Origin of the sequence: Pseudomonas sp. PS01303 (assembly GCF_029959385.1) — a bacterium.
Taxonomy (GTDB): Bacteria; Pseudomonadota; Gammaproteobacteria; order Pseudomonadales; family Pseudomonadaceae; genus Aquipseudomonas; species Aquipseudomonas rustica.
The window spans coordinates 1-15,363 of sequence record NZ_JASCPK010000143.1 but is presented as its reverse complement, the minus strand read 5'-3'; the positions used below and the strand labels follow the sequence as shown (position 1 = coordinate 15,363).

The 15,363-nt window shown below is 58.1% G+C and carries 15 protein-coding genes; 5 read left to right on the top strand and 10 right to left on the bottom strand.

Annotated features, from left to right (window positions below; all coding sequences use genetic code 11):
- Positions 1–108: 108 nt before the first annotated feature.
- From QMX93_RS25605 to QMX93_RS25575, 7 genes are read right to left on the bottom strand one after another with little or no spacing between them, the layout of a single operon-like run.
- A complete protein-coding gene (locus tag QMX93_RS25605; RefSeq protein WP_282358382.1) occupies positions 109–1,155 on the bottom strand; it encodes an acyltransferase in 1,047 nt (348 codons plus the stop codon).
- Positions 1,156–1,167: 12 nt separating this feature from the next.
- Complete coding sequence (locus QMX93_RS25600; protein ID WP_053122025.1) at positions 1,168–2,271, bottom strand: hypothetical protein; 1,104 nt, start codon at positions 2,269–2,271, stop codon at positions 1,168–1,170.
- Positions 2,262–3,494 carry a phosphoribosylaminoimidazole carboxylase gene (locus tag QMX93_RS25595; protein WP_282358381.1) on the bottom strand — a complete coding sequence of 411 codons (1,233 nt, stop codon included), beginning with the start codon at positions 3,492–3,494 and terminating at the stop codon, positions 2,262–2,264. Before QMX93_RS25595 ends, QMX93_RS25600 begins: the two co-directional genes overlap by 10 nt.
- On the bottom strand, positions 3,491–4,603 hold the full coding sequence (locus QMX93_RS25590) for a polysaccharide pyruvyl transferase family protein (protein WP_212551155.1): 1,113 nt from the start codon (positions 4,601–4,603) through the stop codon (positions 3,491–3,493). The genes QMX93_RS25595 and QMX93_RS25590 overlap by 4 nt, the downstream gene beginning before the upstream one ends.
- Before the next feature lie 15 nt (positions 4,604–4,618).
- Positions 4,619–5,701, bottom strand: a complete 1,083-nt coding sequence (locus tag QMX93_RS25585; protein ID WP_053122031.1) for a glycosyltransferase family 4 protein — start codon at positions 5,699–5,701, stop codon at positions 4,619–4,621.
- Positions 5,702–5,741: 40 nt separating this feature from the next.
- The gene (locus QMX93_RS25580; protein WP_053122037.1) at positions 5,742–7,970 is read right to left on the bottom strand and encodes a polysaccharide biosynthesis tyrosine autokinase; all 2,229 of its coding nucleotides are present in this window, start codon (positions 7,968–7,970) and stop codon (positions 5,742–5,744) included.
- 39 nt (positions 7,971–8,009) lie between these two features.
- Positions 8,010–8,450, bottom strand: coding sequence for a low molecular weight protein-tyrosine-phosphatase (locus QMX93_RS25575; protein ID WP_053122039.1), 441 nt, complete (start codon positions 8,448–8,450; stop codon positions 8,010–8,012).
- 292 nt (positions 8,451–8,742) lie between these two features.
- Between QMX93_RS25575 and QMX93_RS25570 the strand changes: the two genes are divergently transcribed.
- Both QMX93_RS25570 and tal read left to right on the top strand, forming a co-directional pair.
- A complete protein-coding gene (locus QMX93_RS25570; protein ID WP_282358380.1) occupies positions 8,743–9,699 on the top strand; it encodes a cellulase family glycosylhydrolase in 957 nt (318 codons plus the stop codon).
- Between the two features lie 202 nt (positions 9,700–9,901).
- On the top strand, positions 9,902–10,828 hold the full coding sequence (gene tal, locus QMX93_RS25565; RefSeq protein WP_053122043.1) for a transaldolase: 927 nt from the start codon (positions 9,902–9,904) through the stop codon (positions 10,826–10,828).
- A 213-nt stretch (positions 10,829–11,041) separates the two neighbouring features.
- On the opposite strand, the gene rssC is transcribed toward tal, so the two are convergent.
- Both rssC and rssB read right to left on the bottom strand, forming a co-directional pair.
- A complete protein-coding gene (gene rssC, locus QMX93_RS25560; RefSeq protein ID WP_042560140.1) occupies positions 11,042–11,524 on the bottom strand; it encodes an anti-sigma factor antagonist RssC in 483 nt (160 codons plus the stop codon).
- Positions 11,524–12,705: a two-component system response regulator RssB gene (gene rssB, locus QMX93_RS25555; RefSeq protein ID WP_053122045.1), complete on the bottom strand. Its 1,182-nt coding sequence runs from the start codon at positions 12,703–12,705 to the stop codon at positions 11,524–11,526. The genes rssC and rssB overlap by 1 nt, the downstream gene beginning before the upstream one ends.
- Positions 12,706–12,978: 273 nt before the next feature.
- Here rssB and QMX93_RS25550 point away from each other — a divergent pair, with 273 nt between their 5' ends.
- Positions 12,979–13,278 carry a PilZ domain-containing protein gene (locus QMX93_RS25550; protein WP_212551157.1) on the top strand — a complete coding sequence of 100 codons (300 nt, stop codon included), beginning with the start codon at positions 12,979–12,981 and terminating at the stop codon, positions 13,276–13,278.
- 54 nt (positions 13,279–13,332) lie between these two features.
- On the opposite strand, the gene QMX93_RS25545 is transcribed toward QMX93_RS25550, so the two are convergent.
- A complete protein-coding gene (locus QMX93_RS25545) occupies positions 13,333–14,022 on the bottom strand; it encodes a VacJ family lipoprotein (protein WP_053122049.1) in 690 nt (229 codons plus the stop codon).
- A gap of 196 nt (positions 14,023–14,218) precedes the next feature.
- Between QMX93_RS25545 and QMX93_RS25540 the strand changes: the two genes are divergently transcribed.
- Both QMX93_RS25540 and QMX93_RS25535 read left to right on the top strand, forming a co-directional pair.
- Positions 14,219–14,839: an HAD family phosphatase gene (locus QMX93_RS25540; RefSeq protein ID WP_282358379.1), complete on the top strand. Its 621-nt coding sequence runs from the start codon at positions 14,219–14,221 to the stop codon at positions 14,837–14,839.
- A gap of 109 nt (positions 14,840–14,948) precedes the next feature.
- Positions 14,949–15,212 (top strand): DUF4404 family protein, encoded by a 264-nt coding sequence (locus QMX93_RS25535; protein WP_053122053.1) that lies wholly within the window; start codon positions 14,949–14,951, stop codon positions 15,210–15,212.
- Positions 15,213–15,363: the final 151 nt, after the last annotated feature.

The window sequence follows — 15,363 nt, the reverse complement described above, 5'->3', positions numbered from 1 at the left end:
GCTGCGATCTTTTGCTCTTTAGAAGCAACAGCAAAAGATCGCAGCGTGCCGCAGCTCCTACAGGAGATCTCGATATCCACTGTGGGAGCGAGCCTGCTCGCGAAGCTTCTAGCTATTCTGAACCGGCACCACCGGGGCAACGACCACCACCGGTTTCTTCACCGCCGCACGCTCACCAAGAAACAGCACCGAGGTGAAATTAAACCGGCTGAACACCATCGACAACACCACCGGCCCCAGCAGCCCAACGCTCAACCCACCCAACACCAGCAGGCTCTCATCCTTCACACCCAAACGCCCCAGCACCACCCGCGACGTCGCCGCAAACAGCACATGAAACAGAAAAATCGCATACGAATACCCACCCAACCACGTCAACGCCTTCGAGCGCATGCCACTCGACAACAACGCAAAGCAAGACACACACCCCACCGTCAAACCGATCAAGCTACGGCGATCAACAATCAGCTCACGATCCAGCGCCGCCACATACAGCAACGTCAGCGAAATCAGCACGAACACTACCGGCCCGATCATCGCGAACCGTTGCTTCAGCGCCTCGACATTCTCCTGCCCGATCATCCCCGCAACAAAAAACGGCAGCAGGTAGATCGCACCGTTTATCCCGAACGCATCGAGCTTGAACGGCGGCAGCAAAAACACCAGCGCCGCAAACGCGAACAACCCATACAAGCGCGTCGCCGAACGCAGCATTCCGCGCCATTCCAGCAGCCCGACGAACATGAAAATGATGAACACCGCCTGCAAGAACCAGAAGTGGTTGATCGGCACCCAGAACGACAGCAACGCGTCGATCACGCCGACGTCCTTGTTCACTCCCGGCCCCACCGCTTGCAGCACCGAAAACGGCACACCGACGCAAAACAACGGCACGATCAGGCGCCGCACCTTGCCGCTGAAAAACGCGGAAAAGTCGTTGCCACGGATTTTGTAGATCGAATAGATATACCCGGAAATAAAGGTGAACAGCGGCATGCGCACGTACACCATCGAGTCGGCGATCACCCGGAACGGCGAGCCGATATCGATCTTCAACCCGCCGCCCAACGGCCCGATGACGTGGTAAAGCACCAGCAGCAGGCACGCCAGACCGCGCAGTGTTTCAATCTCCAGGGACTTTTTCTTGCTCGACATAAAGCACCTGCCTCAATTCAGAATTCTTGATTCAACCTGCACCGGTTTGTTCGCCCGCAGCATCAAGCCCAGCCCCACGAACAGCACCGGCACCACCATCGAAAAGTGCCGGGCGAAAGAGCCGAAGTCAGGCTCGAACAAACCCTGCACCAACAGAAACGCCAGCGGAATCGCGATCAGTTCCTTGGGTTTGGTCTGGATCGGCGCGCCTTTGTAATCGGTCGAAGTGATGACTTTGAACAGCAGCAGCGCGGTCATGATCATCAACGCCACGAAGATCACCTGCCCCGGCCCGGACAACAGAATCAGCTCCACCGGGAACGACAAGCGGAAGAAGATGATCATCGAGTCCAGCGCTTGCGAAACGAAGTCGCTGCCGGTGAGCCACGAGACGATCAGCGACTTCGAGCCCTCCTCGCCGGCCGTGCGCAGTTCGTTGTTGCTGGCGCGAATCGACGACACCGGGAAGCCCAACGCTAGTTGAATCGCCATGGCCACCGCGAGATAGAACAGGAACAACATCAGGAAGAAAGTCGTGCGTGATACGTACTTTTTCATCACGCAGACGCCGACCCACGACAGTGAAAACAGAATCCAGTACGGCCGAATCAGCACGCCGTAAATCACTGCCGAGAGAAAGAATCCGCCACGGTATTTGCGCGTCAACGAGCTGAGCAAAATGCTCAACACCGCCACCGACACGATGATTTCCTTGGTCAGATTCTCAAGGAAAAACGAGCGGACGATGCCCCACAGACACAGGGTGCCGAAGATCGCCAACGGCATGCGCCGAAACACCACCACCGGAATCGCCGTGAGGAAGAAATTGCAGAACATGCCGTAGGCCCAGGCATTGGTCAGGTTGATCCCGGTGGGCCGCAGCAGGAACGCCGAACACTCGTAGGACGAGCGATCCGGTGAGAACGGGTTCCAGAAGTTGCAGTTGTCGGCACGCGCGTAGGACGACCACAAGGTCATCGCATCCGGGCCCGGATCGCGAGGGATCAGCAGCGGCATGGCCACCGACAAAAACAACCCGGTGAACAGAATCAGGAACGACACATACGAATCGAGTCGCTTGCCGCGAAACTCGATGCACGGCAGCTTCAGGCCCATGACACGGCAGCCTTTTTCGCAGTGGTCACGCGCGTCAAAACGGCAATAACGCCGAGCTGCACGATGATCGCGAAAACGTTGCCCCACGCCGCGCCATAAATCGAATAGTGCTTGATCAACACATAGCTGACCGGCACCGAAACCAGCAGGCAGATCGCCGCGCTGGCAAGCGAGACGCGGCTGTTTTTCGAGGCAATCAAACCGCCCCAGACGATGTCGCCAATCGCCCGCAAAGCGAAGGAAAAGATCAACACGCCAAGAATCGCGTTGTCCGGACGCGGCACGCTGGTGGCGACGTAATCGAGCACCACGTTGAAGAACAGATAAATCGCCACCGCCACCGCCGCCGACACCACCAGCGAACGCATCACCCATTTGTTGACGAACAACTGCTTGACCGTAAACGCCTGCTGATCGGCCTGAAACCGCTTGGCCAACACCGGAATCCCGACCACCGCCACCACCGCATACGACAAGGCTTGCAAGGTGTTCGCCGCCGACCACGCGTACACATATTTGCCGAGGCTGGCGTAGGGCTCCAGATCGATAATCAGGAAACGCTCGGCGTACTGACTCAGCGCGATCAAACCGGTACCGAGGTAGAACGGCAACCCGGCCTTCCACACCGCGCCCGTCGCCAGCGTCGAGCTCTCGCGGCCCTTGTGCACGTTCACCACAATCAAGTATCCGGCGACAATCACCAGCACATTCGCCGCGACCCACAACCACAACACACTGGCGATCCCCGACACCCAGCCGAGCATCATCCCGCCCACCGCCAACACCGCCCACAGACCGGTCTTGATGAAAAAAAGCAATGCGCCGGCCGTGGCTTTTTGTGCGGAAAACACGAACGAGTTGATCTCGAACGACAGGTGCTCGGTGAGCAAAACCAGGGTCACGCAGAGGATCAGCGTCGCCGTCGCTTCAACGGTCTGGAACAGTGAATAAATCAGCACCGTCACCACCGACAGCACCAGTCCCACCGCCAGGTACAACAGCAAAACCTTGTCGACCACGCGGCGCGAACTGCCGCCCACGCTGATCAACCGATTGATCTCGGAACTGAAACCGACGCTGTAAAACTTCGAGGCGATCAACGACGCGGCGACCACCACACCGTAAAAACCCAGCGCCTCATAACCGAGGTAATGGGTGATCGCCAACACCAGCAAAAACTTCGCGCCCAAAGCTCCGCCGCGAAGCAGCAGCCGAAATATCATCGAACGACACCCTTGATGATTTCGTCCATGGCCACGGTTTTCGCTTCGATTTCACGGCAGGTATCGGTCAGGCGCTGGCCGAAATTCGACAGCGCGTTCGGCGCGTAAACCGTGTTGATGATGGTGTCGACATCGATGTCGCCGCCATTGATCACCCAGTCCTCGACGCCCATGTCCTGATAGGCGCCGAAGCCTTTGCGCTCATAGCTGATGTGGTACGCCGGCACGCCGGACAGCAGCGATTCGATCGCGCCGTGCAGGCGCACAGAGATCACCAGATCGGGCTGATATTTGGCGATGGTCGCCTTCAACGACAGCAGGTCTTCAGTGATGCCCAGCTCGCGATAGAACGCACCGTCATCGTTGCCACGAACCGCGCTCTGCACGGCGCAGACCACTTTGCTTTTTTGCTTCAGGCGTTGCAGCAGCAACTTCAGATTGGCCACGTAGGCGACCTTCTTGTCCTTGCTCCACTCCGGCGGCTTGCGCAGCACCACGCACACCGTGGCTGGCGATGCGGCGCAACGGGTGAACTTCGGTTGCTGGAGGATTTTGCTCGCCAACGATTGCACCGCCAGATCCGGCGCGCGGTAGACGTTTTCGCAAGCGTCGAAAATCGCCGAGGAACGGTTGTCACGCACGAACACCGCATCGGCGTTGGCGTAGTGCTCGACGATTTTGCTGCTCTCGCCATGGAACGGGCCGATGCTTTGCGGCAGGTACACCGACGGCACTTTGCTGAGGATCGCGGTTTCCAGTTGCTTGGCGTGACCGAGCTTCAACTTGATGTGTTCGAAAGCGCTTTTCGAGCGCATGTAGCCGCCGCCAACGCCGACGATCAGATCGGTTTTCTGCAACAGATCCGCCAACCCGGCGTAGGACTGATTGAGAAACACCGCTTGCTTGACCCGGCCCAGGCCCTTGGCCGCCATGACCGGCGCGTCGAAACGCGGGTGCGGCAGATAGCTGAAAGAATCCGGATCAGAGGCGACCACGCTGATCGCGGTGTCGTCGCCAAAGTTGCGCTGCACCAAGGCAATGGCCAGATCGACGAGCAGGCCGTCACCGGAGTTGGACGCACTGTAGCCATGCAAAATCGTTACGTTCATATGCTTGAGTTCTACTTAAAAAGTGGGAGCGCGATACAGGTCGTAGGTCTGGCGAATCATCAACGCGGCGCTGAAACGCTCGCGGACGATGCTGCGCCCTTCGCTGCCGAGATCGAGCAAGCGCGGCTTCTGGATTTGCGCCAGCACATCGGCCAGCGCCTGGTGATCACCGGACGGAAACACGTAGCCCGACACGCCGTGCGTGACCAGTTCCGGCAGCGAAGTGCAATTGCTGGCGATCACCGGCAGCCCCATGGCCATGCCTTCCAGCGGCACCATGGCGAAACCTTCCCAGCGACTCGGCACAATCAGCGCATCGGCTTTCTGGTACAGCGCCTGCACTTCGCTCGGCGTGACCCACGGCAGGTATTCGACCGAATCCATCGGCGGACACTCCACCGAATCTTCGTTGACCGCGCTGCCGACCACCGTCAGTTTCAGGTCATTGCGCTGCACATTGGCGAAGGCCTTGAGCAGCACGTCGAAGCCTTTCTGGTAATCGAGACGGCCGACAAACAGCAGATGAATCGGCTCGGGGCTCGCGGCTTTCGGCGCGTCGTCCTTATGATGAATGCCGTTGTAGATCAGCTTCATGCGTTTGCGCTCGATGCCGAAGCGCGCGGCTTTATCGAGTTCGTACTGGCTGACGCAAATGATCACGTCGGTGACTTTTTGCAGCACGCGCTCGATCCACGCATAGACCTTCTGCTTGATTGGCGAGCTTTCCATCAGGAACGAAAACGCGTGCGGGCAGTAGACGATTTTCGGCTTGCGCCACGGTCGCAACAGCACGCAGACGCAGCGGCCGATCACCCCGGAAAAGGTGCTGTGCAAATGCACCACATCGGGTTTTTCCTTGAGCAGCACTTGCGTCAGACGCCAGGCGAAACGCAACAAAGACGGCACATTGCGCCCGGTGCGCGGGAAGGTGCGGATCTGTTGCGCGCCAATGCCGTGCAGTTCTTTGGCCTGATCCTCCGGCACCAGATACACCAACTCGTAGTCGGCCGCATCGCCTTCCGGCGACGCCGAAATCGTGCGAATAACGGTTGCGACGCCACCTTTGATCGTCTCTGCCACGTGCAGTATTTTTTTCACAACTCACCCACTTCAAACAGGAAAGGACAATCGCCAAAACTCAGGATTTGTCGGACGCGTATTCGTAGTTGTAATAGCCGTAGCCGCCGTTGCCGTAGTAGCTCGCGGCACGCTTCTCGACGCCGTTGAACACCGCGCCTTTCAACTCGATACCGTTCTGCGCGAAGCGGCGGATGGTCAGCTCGATCTCTTTGGCCGGGTTCACCCCGAAGCGCGTGACGATCAGGCTGATGCCCGCTTCACGGCCGACAATCGCCGCATCGGTCACCGCCAGCAGCGGCGGCGTATCGATGATCACCACGTCGTACATCTCGCTGAGTTGCGCGAGCAATTCGCGGAAGTTCGCGTGCATCAACAGCTCGGATGGATTCGGTGGCACCTGACCACGGCTGATGAAATGCAGGTTGTCGACTTCGACTTTGTTGATCGCCTGATCGATGCTGCAGCGCTTCACCAGCAGGTCGGACAAACCGTTGCTGATTGGCGTGTTGAGGGTTTTGTGCAAATGCCCTTTGCGCATGTCGGCATCGATCAGCACCACGCGCTGACCGCTCAACGCCATGACTGCGGCGAGGTTGGACGAGACGAAGGTCTTGCCGACCTGCGGGCTCGGTCCGGAAATCATGATGCGGTTGTTGGTCGAATCGAGCCCGGCGAAGTGCAGGCAAGTGCGCAGGCTGCGGATCGACTCGATCGACAAATCGGTCGGATTGCGCAGCGCCAACAGGTACGCCGGTTTGTCGACGCCATCGCGGGCACGGCCCTTTTTGTTGTCCTCTTCCTGTTGCAGCGCGCTGTACGGAATAGACGCGTACACCGGCAAACCGAGTTGCTCGATGGCTTCGGGGCCTTCCAGCCCACGGCTCAGGGATTTGCGCAGCAGCACCAGCGCCACACCGACGAAGGCGCCGAAGAATGTCGCGATCAGCACGATCAAGGCTTTCTTCGGTTTGACCGGACTGGTCAGGTCGACGTCCGCCGTATCGACCAGACGCACATTGCCCACCGCACCGGCGCGGACGATGTCCAGCTCCTGGGATTTGTTGAGCAACTGCGTGTAGATCTGCGAGGCGACTTCGACATCGCGGGTCAGGTTGAGCAGTTCTTGCTGGGTGGCCGGCAAGTCCTGGACTTTGCCTTCCAGCGACTTCTGCTGCTGGGTCAGTTCACCGATCTGGCTCATCAACGCGCGGTAGGCCGGGTGCTGTTTGGTGAACTTGCGATCCATCTCCGCCTGCTGCATTTTCAGCTCGGAAATCCGCGTTTCCAGCGCCACGGACTGACCGAGCACCGATTGCGTTTCCAGGGAAATGTTCACGGTTTTGCCGTGGGTCTGATAAGCGTTGAGGGCATCGCTGGCCTTGGCCAGATCACGTTTGACCTGCGGCAACTGACTTTGCAGGAAGGCCAGGCTCTGCGCCGCTTCCGCCGAGGTGCGGCGCACGTTTTGCTCGACGTAGAGCGAGGCAATCTTGTTGAGAATCTTCACCGCTTCAGGCGCGTCGGCACTGGCGAGGGCCAGACGAATGATTCCCGACTCTTTGCCTTGCTCGGAAATATCCAGCGCGTCCTGATAACCCTGAATCGTCACGATGCGTGGGTTGCGCACCACTTCGAAACGCGTACCGGGATTGGCCTGCAATTGAGTGATCAAGCCTTCCACGCCATCCTGCGCAAAGGCTTCGCCCATCGCGCCCTCGGCCAGCAGGTTGTCGTTGTCATCGAGCAACTGGAAGCGATGTTGTTCGCCAGCGATCAGCGTGAGTTTTTTGCCGAGCAGTTCTTTCGGCAGATTGAGCCGGGCAAACTCCAGCCGCTCACCGCCCCAGGCGTAGCTGTTCAGGCCGAAACGCGGCGCGGCGACGCTGGTGTCGGTTTCGCCGCGATAACGCCGGGCGAGAAAACCGCCGATGAGCGGAAAGGTGTTGGGGCTGACGTCGATGTCGAGGCGCAGGTCGTCGACGGTTTTGCCGATCACTGCGCGGGATTTGATGATGCCGATCTCAGTCACCGACGGCGATTGGCCGCCGAGCATGCTGTTGAGGTCGGAAAAACCGAGCATGTCGTTCTTTTTCGGTTCGACCTGCACCAGCGCGTTCGCCGAATACACCGGCGTGGCCAAAACCGCATAGGCAATGCCGGTGACCATAAACGCGCCGGTGAGCGCGCCAATCAACCATTTCTGATCGATCAGGCTGCCAAAGATGCCGAGCAGATCAATGCTGTCTTGATCATTGTCACGGGTGCCGATTACGGACGGTAACTGCATAAGTCTGTTCTTACCATTCACTGTTCTGAAGAATATTCGTCAATGCCCGAGGCGCTGCGCCCATGAACTAACTGCGTCTTCAATCAATGCATGCGCATGGATAAAAGCGGCTTTACCTTGACGATACGGATCGTGTATTTCGCGCTCGCTCTGCCACTTGCCAAGCAGAAACACTTTGCCCCGCGCATGCGCGGCAATCTTCAGTACTTGATTAACGTGTTGTTTTTCCATGACCAGAATCAGGTCTGATTCATTGACGATGTCTGATGTCAGTTGCCGAGCCTTGAACGTTTCGGCGCTGTGGCCGTGATCTTCGAGCACCTGACGCGCCGACGCTTCGACACCCTCGCCGACCCGCGCCGCAAGGCCTGCGGAGGTGACGGTGATCGCTGACGAGGCCAGCGCGTTACGCAGCAACAGTTCTGCCGTCGGACTGCGGCAAATATTGCCCACGCACACAACAAGGATCTTTCTGAACAAGGTTTTACTTTCCCGGGTAATGTCAAACGGCCAACATGCCAAAGGATTGCAATGAACCCTGTGGATCTTCCTGCACTCAGAAATAGAATCGCCCTGTTAGTACTGGAGCATTAAGTACCACAGCGTTTTAAAGGCGCCCAACCACTATTAGCGGACTAAAAATAACTGTGATTTTCGGCTGATTGTTTTCCGACAAAAAATAACATTCACGCACTAAGTGCCATCACCTCACTCGAAAATTGAGAAAAGAGATCATTCTTCGTAGTTGTCACTTCTCTTCGGGAGAGCAGACATGAAATCGACACCTCTGAAACAACTTGGCGCGCTGACGTTGGCGCTGCTCGGTGCCACCAGTCAGGTTCACGCCAGTGAGCTGTTCCCTAACCTCCCCGCCAAAACCATCGGCGTGCAGGTGAAGATCCAGAACTTCACCGCCGCCGATGCCGCGCAGATCAAAGCCGCCGGGTTCAGTTTTGTGCGCTTCGGTGTGTGGAGCGACAGCCTGAGCGCCAAGGCCTATCAACAGCAGGTCAGCGCTGCCTTTGCGGCGGCGCGATCGGCGGGGTTGCCGGTGCTGTTGACGGTGCGCGCGATCAAGCCGTTGCCTGCCTCGTCAGGCAGCGAACTGGCGACGGCGGGCGAAGCGTTCGCCAATGCTGTGACAAGCCTGGAAACGTCCTACAGCGCGCAACTGGTGGCGATTGAGCTGTGGAACGAACCGGATCTGCCGACCTACTGGCCGACGGGCAATTTCGACACGACGTTCGTGCCGTTCATGAGTTCGGTGTGCAAGACGTTGCAGGGCAAGCCGCCGGCGACGCCACTGGTGGGTTATGGCTTCGCGCGGCCGCCGACCGCCGGTTCCGCGTCCACCGTGGCGCTGAACCGCATCGTCAGCGAATACCCGAAATGCCTGAGCGCGGTGTCGTATCACCCGTATGGCATGACTGCCGCGCAGATCAGCAGCGCGCAGGCATTCATTCAGCAGAACTTCCATTTGCCGGGGGTAATCAGTGAGTGGGGTGTCTCAGCGCTCAGCTCTAATGGTGGCGCCGACGGTCAGGCGAGCAAGATCAACGCCTTTATTGGCGATGTTAAAAAACTGCAGATCCCGCTGACGTCTATCTATGAATGGAAGAACAGTGAGTCCGGCAGTAACGATCGCGAGAAGAACTTCGGCCTGTTGACCTCTGACGGTCAGCCGAAACCGGCGCGAATGTCGGTTGAATCTTTGTTGAACGCTGAGTAGTCCGTGCGCAACCGATCTGTACGCAGGTCGGTTGCTTTGAACCTGTGCGCTGTTTTGGCATCGTATTCATCGATAGCCCGCCCCACCTTTCAAACAATCGTTTTCAGGTTGTTGCCGCAGGGGCCATCGATACACGTCCACGCCCTTGAGTGACCGTCAGCGCTCGGGTAATGTCATCAGACCCATAGGATAGAGCACGCCCATGACTTCCAAGCTGGAACAACTCAAACAATTCACCACCGTAGTGGCCGACACTGGCGACTTCGAAGCGATCGCCCGAGTCAAACCGGTCGACGCCACCACCAACCCTTCCCTGCTGCTCAAAGCCGCGGCCATTTCCGGCTACGCCGAGTTGCTGAACGCTTGCGTCAGCGACTGCAAGGGCGATGTCGGCCTGGCCAGCGACCGCTTTGGCGTCGCGGTAGGTCAGGAAATTCTCAAAGTGATCCCGGGCCGCATCTCCACCGAAGTGGATGCACGCCTGTCGTTCGACAAAGACGCCGTGCTCAAGCGCGCACATCGCCTGATCGAGCTGTACGACAAGGCCGGCATTGGCCGCGACCGCGTACTGATTAAGATCGCTTCGACCTGGGAAGGCATCCGCGCCGCTGAAGTGCTGGAAAAAGAAGGCATTCAGACCAACCTGACCCTGCTGTTCTCCTTCGCTCAGGCCGCAGCCTGCGCCGATGCCGGCGTGTTCCTGATTTCGCCATTCGTGGGCCGCATCTACGACTGGTACAAGAAGGCCAACGGCAACGACTATACCGGCGCCGATGATCCGGGCGTACAGTCGGTCACGCGCATCTACAACTACTACAAAGCCAATGACTACAAAACGGTGGTCATGGGCGCGAGCTTCCGTAACCTGAATCAGATCGAGCAACTGGCCGGTTGCGACCGACTGACCATCAGCCCGGATCTGATCGACAAACTGGCAGCGGATAACGGCAAGCTGGAGCGCAAACTGGCCCCAGGCCACGCCGGTGAAGCCCGTCAGAGCCTGAACGAAGCGCAATTCCGCTGGTTGTCCAACGAAGACGCGATGGCCACCGAGAAACTGGCTGAGGGCATCCGTCAGTTCGCTCGCGACCAGGAGAAGCTTGAGGCACTGTTGCAGGCCAAGCTGTGATTTGATTGTTTGAAATGCAAAAAGGGCGAACCTGTGAGGGTTCGCCCTTTTTTTGGCTGCTGGAAATATTCGGTGTTCATGCGGAAGCTATCGCGAGCAGGCTCACTCCTACAGGGGATCTGTGGAGTGATCGCGATTATGTGGCTAATGAAGAGCCCTGTAGGAGTGAGCCTGCTCGCGATAGGGCCAGCCGCCCTACCCCATTTCAGGCCATCAATGCCGCTCGAGGGCATTCACCAGGTCATGGAACGCTTCACGATTGGAATCGTTCAGGCCCATGAGGATTTTGTGCGCTTCCAGCACCTTGATCCGCACCACTTCTTCCGACTGATCCTGATCTGGCAGGTCGTCCAGGCACTCCGGGCATGGCACCGGGTGGTTGACGATGTTGAACACCTGCTCAAACCCCATCGATTGCAGCAGACGGGTGATGTCATCGTGGGTGGTCACGACAGTCGGCAGCAGGCCGACCTTTTGCCGCGACAGGATCGACAGTTTGGCCAGCAAGCCCAAGGTGGTGCTGTCGATGCTGCGGGTTTCGGTCAAATCGATCACGATCGCGTTGAAATTCAGCGCGGTGAAGATTTTCTCAATAGTCGCATCCAACGCCGAACACAGGGTCAGGCGAACTTCACCGACGAATTTCAGGACGAAGGTGCCGTCCTGCTCGGCGAACTGGATTCTACCGGTACTCATTAAAGATTCCTGCTCAACACCAACAGGGCGATATCATCCGGCATCTCCCCTAGCGTGGCCAATTCAAACACTTGCCGCAGACCATCCAGGCTGCCGCCCGCCGACTTCACCCGTTGGGGCAAAGCAGCTTCTTTTTCTTTGAGCGTGGGTTCTGGCAACAGATCCAGAATGCCATCGGACATCAGCGTCAGGCTGAACGTCGGCGGCAGCTCAAGCACGTGGTCTTCATAGGTGGCTTCATTAAAGAGGCCCACCGGCAAACCGCGCCCTTCGAGATAACGAACACTGTCAGGCGTGTACAACACTGGCAAAGGCAGATGACCGCCGATGCTATAGGTCAACAAACCGGTCTCCTCGTCGATGACTCCACCGACCATTGTGACGTGTTTGCCCAGCTTACAACTGATCAGCCCCCGGTTGATATGACCAAGGACTTCTGAAGGCTTGAATTCCGGCAATGTGCCGTTGCGCTTGGACTCGAACAGCAAGCGCGTGGTCATGAACTTCAACAGCACCGTGACGAAGGCTGAAGAGGCGCCATGCCCGGAAACATCCGCCAGGTAAAACGCAACCCGGCGCTCGTCGACGCGGAAATAGTCGACAAAATCACCCGACAAGTACAACGACGGGATGATCTGGTGGGCAAACTTGAACTCGTCGATGCTCCACGGACTTTCCGGCAGCATGTTCATCTGCACCTGGCGACCGGCGTTCTGGTCTTCCTGGAGCAGGTTCAGGCTGGCGGCGAGCTCACGGTTGGCCTTTTCCAGCTTCTCGCGGTAGCGCTGGTTTTCCAGCAGCAGACGCGAACGATCGAGGGCCCGGCGCACGGAGTGCTCGAGCACGGCCAGATCTTCGAGAGGCTTGATCAGGTAATCCGCCGCGCCCAGGCGCAAGGCCTCGACCGCGTCGTTCATCACGCCGGCACCCGATACCACAATCATCGGCGTCTGCGGCGAACGCTCGGTGACCTGGCGAATGAATTCGAGTCCGCCCATCTGCGGCATGCGCAGATCGCAGATAACCAAATCGGGCTGTTCTTGCTCGAATACCTTGAGACCCTGTTGGCCGTTGCTGGCCTGCAGGACGCTGAAACCACTGTCTTCCAAATAGGCCGCGAGGCTCGCGCGCACTACTTCGTCATCATCGATTATCAGCAGCGTGGCACTGGTTTTTGGCATGTGGGCAAACGGCGCCAGAATTAGGTTGGCGTAGTGGGCAAGGTAACAACCCTGCGCGGACTACTGGATTCGCTTTCTAGCCTCTCTGTCGCACCGCTTTCGAGCATTGGCCGAAACGCGGTTACTTCAGAGGTGCCCTTCTAAGGCGCAGACGGTACTCCCATCCGCAGAGCGTTTCAAGCATGCGCCGATGGTCGCTTGACGACTTTACTTGTCAAATCACTGAGAGTTATAAGAACAGCTCAAACCGTAACCCAATGGAAGGACGAAGGCATGAGTCAAACCGGTCGGGACTACAGCGAAAAGCGCGATTTCATCCGCATGCGGGTCGATGCCGATGTCGTGTTGATTCATGAGGGTGATGAGGTTTCAGGGGTGTGCATCGACCTCTCGAGCAGTGGCATGCAGGTCGAAGCTCCCAGACAATTCGCGGTCGGCGACCGTTTGAGCGTGCGGATCGACTCCGACCATGCGGCGCTCACTGGCCTTGAGGCCGAGACCGAAGTGGTCTGGGTCAGCGCACAAGATGGCGGCGCTCAGAAGCTCGGCCTGACCATTTTGAAGATGAAATAAGCGCACACAAAAAAGGCGACCCGAGGGTCGCCTGGTTGTTTCTACAGGTCGAGATTAAAAATCGTCTTCAACCTGGCCATCCTTAACCTTGAACTCGCGGTTCTGCAGGTAAGCGTTGCGGATGAACGTGTACTTGTCGCCGCTGATCAGCTTCTCGCTCGACAGCAGGCTGGCGCGGGTGTCGACGATGTTCAGACCGAAGATCGAGTTACGCGCCGGCACGTCGTCGATGTAGCGATACATGCCGGTGAAGCTGTCGACGTACTTGGACGGCGCGTCACGCAGGGTGCTCGGGCCCATCAACGGCAGCATCACGTACGGGCCGCTGCTCACGCCCCAGTAACCGAGGGTCTGGCCGAAATCTTCGTCGCTGCGGTGCAGGCCCATCTTAGTGCCGACGTCGAAGAAGCCGAGCAGACCGAAAGTGGTGTTGAAGATCAGACGCGCCGTATCAACGCCCGCAGCAGCCGGTTTGGCTTGCAGAATGTTGTTCGCCAGGTTGGTGACGTCGCCAACGTTCTGGAACATGTTGTGGATGCCGTCTTCAACGAACTGCGGCGTCACGAACTGATAACCCTGTGCCAGCGGCTTCAGCGCGTAGGTATCAACGAAATCGTTGAACTGGAAGATCGGACGGTTAACGCTTTCCCAAGGGTCTTCTTCCGTCGCAGCGTTGGCGGCGAACGGAACCAGCATGACACTGGCGCATACACAAAGCTGAGCGAGAGGATTGCTCCAGCGCATAGAAAACTCCTTGGATTTGATTCTGGCACGGGCAGCTGAGGCCACGCGTAAGAACGCTAGTATAAGCGCAATCGGCATTTTGGGCAGTCTGGCATGAGACTGTATGTAGGAAGTTTCCTTCATTCCCTTCCGCAAGCCCTGTCATCCAACTGTCATTGTCGCGCCCTAGCCTTGACGCTATTTCAGGGACGCTTCCATGTCACAGGCCGAAACCTTACCGCTCGCCACACCCAGCCTGACCGCCGTGCTGTTCGGGCTCAGTGGCTGTCTGGTGGATTTCGGCGCACGTGCGCGGCAGCTTGGCGGCAGCGACCCGGAGCACGCCATAACGACTCCCGGCGCACTCGATAGCCTGCTCAGTCTGCAGCGTCGTAAAATCCCCTGCGCATGGATCGATGAGCTCCCCCCTGCCCTTGCAAAACCGCTGTCGGCCGCTTTGCCGGAGTGGATCAAACCTTCGCAACATTCAGCAACAAACAATCCATGGCCCGCGCCGAATGCTTGCTGGCAAGCATTGATGGGACTCAACGTCGATCGGCTCGATGGCTGCGTGCTGGTCAGCGGCGAACCTCGTTTGCTGCAAGCCGGGCTGAATGCCGGATTGTGGACGATCGGCCTCGCCTCTTGCGGTTCACTGTGCGGTCTGGCGCCGAGTGAATGGCAAGCGCTGACGCAAAAAGAACGCGAACAACTGCGGGGCAAAGCAACGGTGCAATTGTTCGGGCTTGGCGTGCATTCAGTGATCGATCACTTGGGCGAGCTCGACACCTGCCTCGCCGACATCAGCCTGCGCCGCCTCAAAGGCGAAAAGCCCTGATCGGGATCATGCAGTTTGAACGAGAGTGGATTAATCTAAAGGTCAGCCACAGACCTTTGGCGCGCGGCTGCGGTCAATGCCAGTGCCTCTCGATAAAAGGAAAACACCAATGCCGGCCCAAGAACTGCAAAAACAGCTCGAAACCCTGCGCGAGCAACTGGAGCAGAATCCGCCACTGTCGGAAGCCGAACGTGAAGATCTGCGCGTGTTGATGGCGCAAATCGAGTCTGAAATCCAATTGGAGAACGCTACTCAGGACGCCAGCATCGCCGATGGCGTGAACCTGGCGGTCGAGCGCTTCGAAGTCGAGCACCCGGCGATCGCCGGCACCCTGCGCAATATCGTCAATGCGCTGGGTAGCATGGGGATCTAGGATTTCCGGCCGCACAAAAAAAGCCCTGCCATCACCGGCAGGGCTTTTTCATTTCTAATTTGGCAACGCATTCCCTTGTAGGAGTGAGCCTGCTCGCGATAGCTGACTAACATTCAACGATGATGTCGACTGCTATACCGCTATCGCGAGC

Excerpts from the sequence above, each read along its gene's own strand:
- QMX93_RS25605 (WP_282358382.1), bottom strand. The coding sequence starts at position 1,155 with ATGTCGAGCAAGAAAAAGTCCCTGGAGATTGAAACACTGCGCGGTCTG.
- QMX93_RS25600 (WP_053122025.1), bottom strand. The coding sequence starts at position 2,271 with ATGGGCCTGAAGCTGCCGTGCATCGAGTTTCGCGGCAAGCGACTCGAT.
- QMX93_RS25595 (WP_282358381.1), bottom strand. The coding sequence starts at position 3,494 with ATGATATTTCGGCTGCTGCTTCGCGGCGGAGCTTTGGGCGCGAAGTTT.
- QMX93_RS25590 (WP_212551155.1), bottom strand. The coding sequence starts at position 4,603 with ATGAACGTAACGATTTTGCATGGCTACAGTGCGTCCAACTCCGGTGAC.
- QMX93_RS25580 (WP_053122037.1), bottom strand. The coding sequence starts at position 7,970 with ATGCAGTTACCGTCCGTAATCGGCACCCGTGACAATGATCAAGACAGC.
- QMX93_RS25570 (WP_282358380.1), top strand. The coding sequence starts at position 8,743 with ATGAAATCGACACCTCTGAAACAACTTGGCGCGCTGACGTTGGCGCTG.
- tal (WP_053122043.1), top strand. The coding sequence starts at position 9,902 with ATGACTTCCAAGCTGGAACAACTCAAACAATTCACCACCGTAGTGGCC.
- rssC (WP_042560140.1), bottom strand. The coding sequence starts at position 11,524 with ATGAGTACCGGTAGAATCCAGTTCGCCGAGCAGGACGGCACCTTCGTC.
- rssB (WP_053122045.1), bottom strand. The coding sequence starts at position 12,705 with ATGCCAAAAACCAGTGCCACGCTGCTGATAATCGATGATGACGAAGTA.
- QMX93_RS25550 (WP_212551157.1), top strand. The coding sequence starts at position 12,979 with ATGAGTCAAACCGGTCGGGACTACAGCGAAAAGCGCGATTTCATCCGC.
- QMX93_RS25545 (WP_053122049.1), bottom strand. The coding sequence starts at position 14,022 with ATGCGCTGGAGCAATCCTCTCGCTCAGCTTTGTGTATGCGCCAGTGTC.
- QMX93_RS25540 (WP_282358379.1), top strand. The coding sequence starts at position 14,219 with ATGTCACAGGCCGAAACCTTACCGCTCGCCACACCCAGCCTGACCGCC.
- QMX93_RS25535 (WP_053122053.1), top strand. The coding sequence starts at position 14,949 with ATGCCGGCCCAAGAACTGCAAAAACAGCTCGAAACCCTGCGCGAGCAA.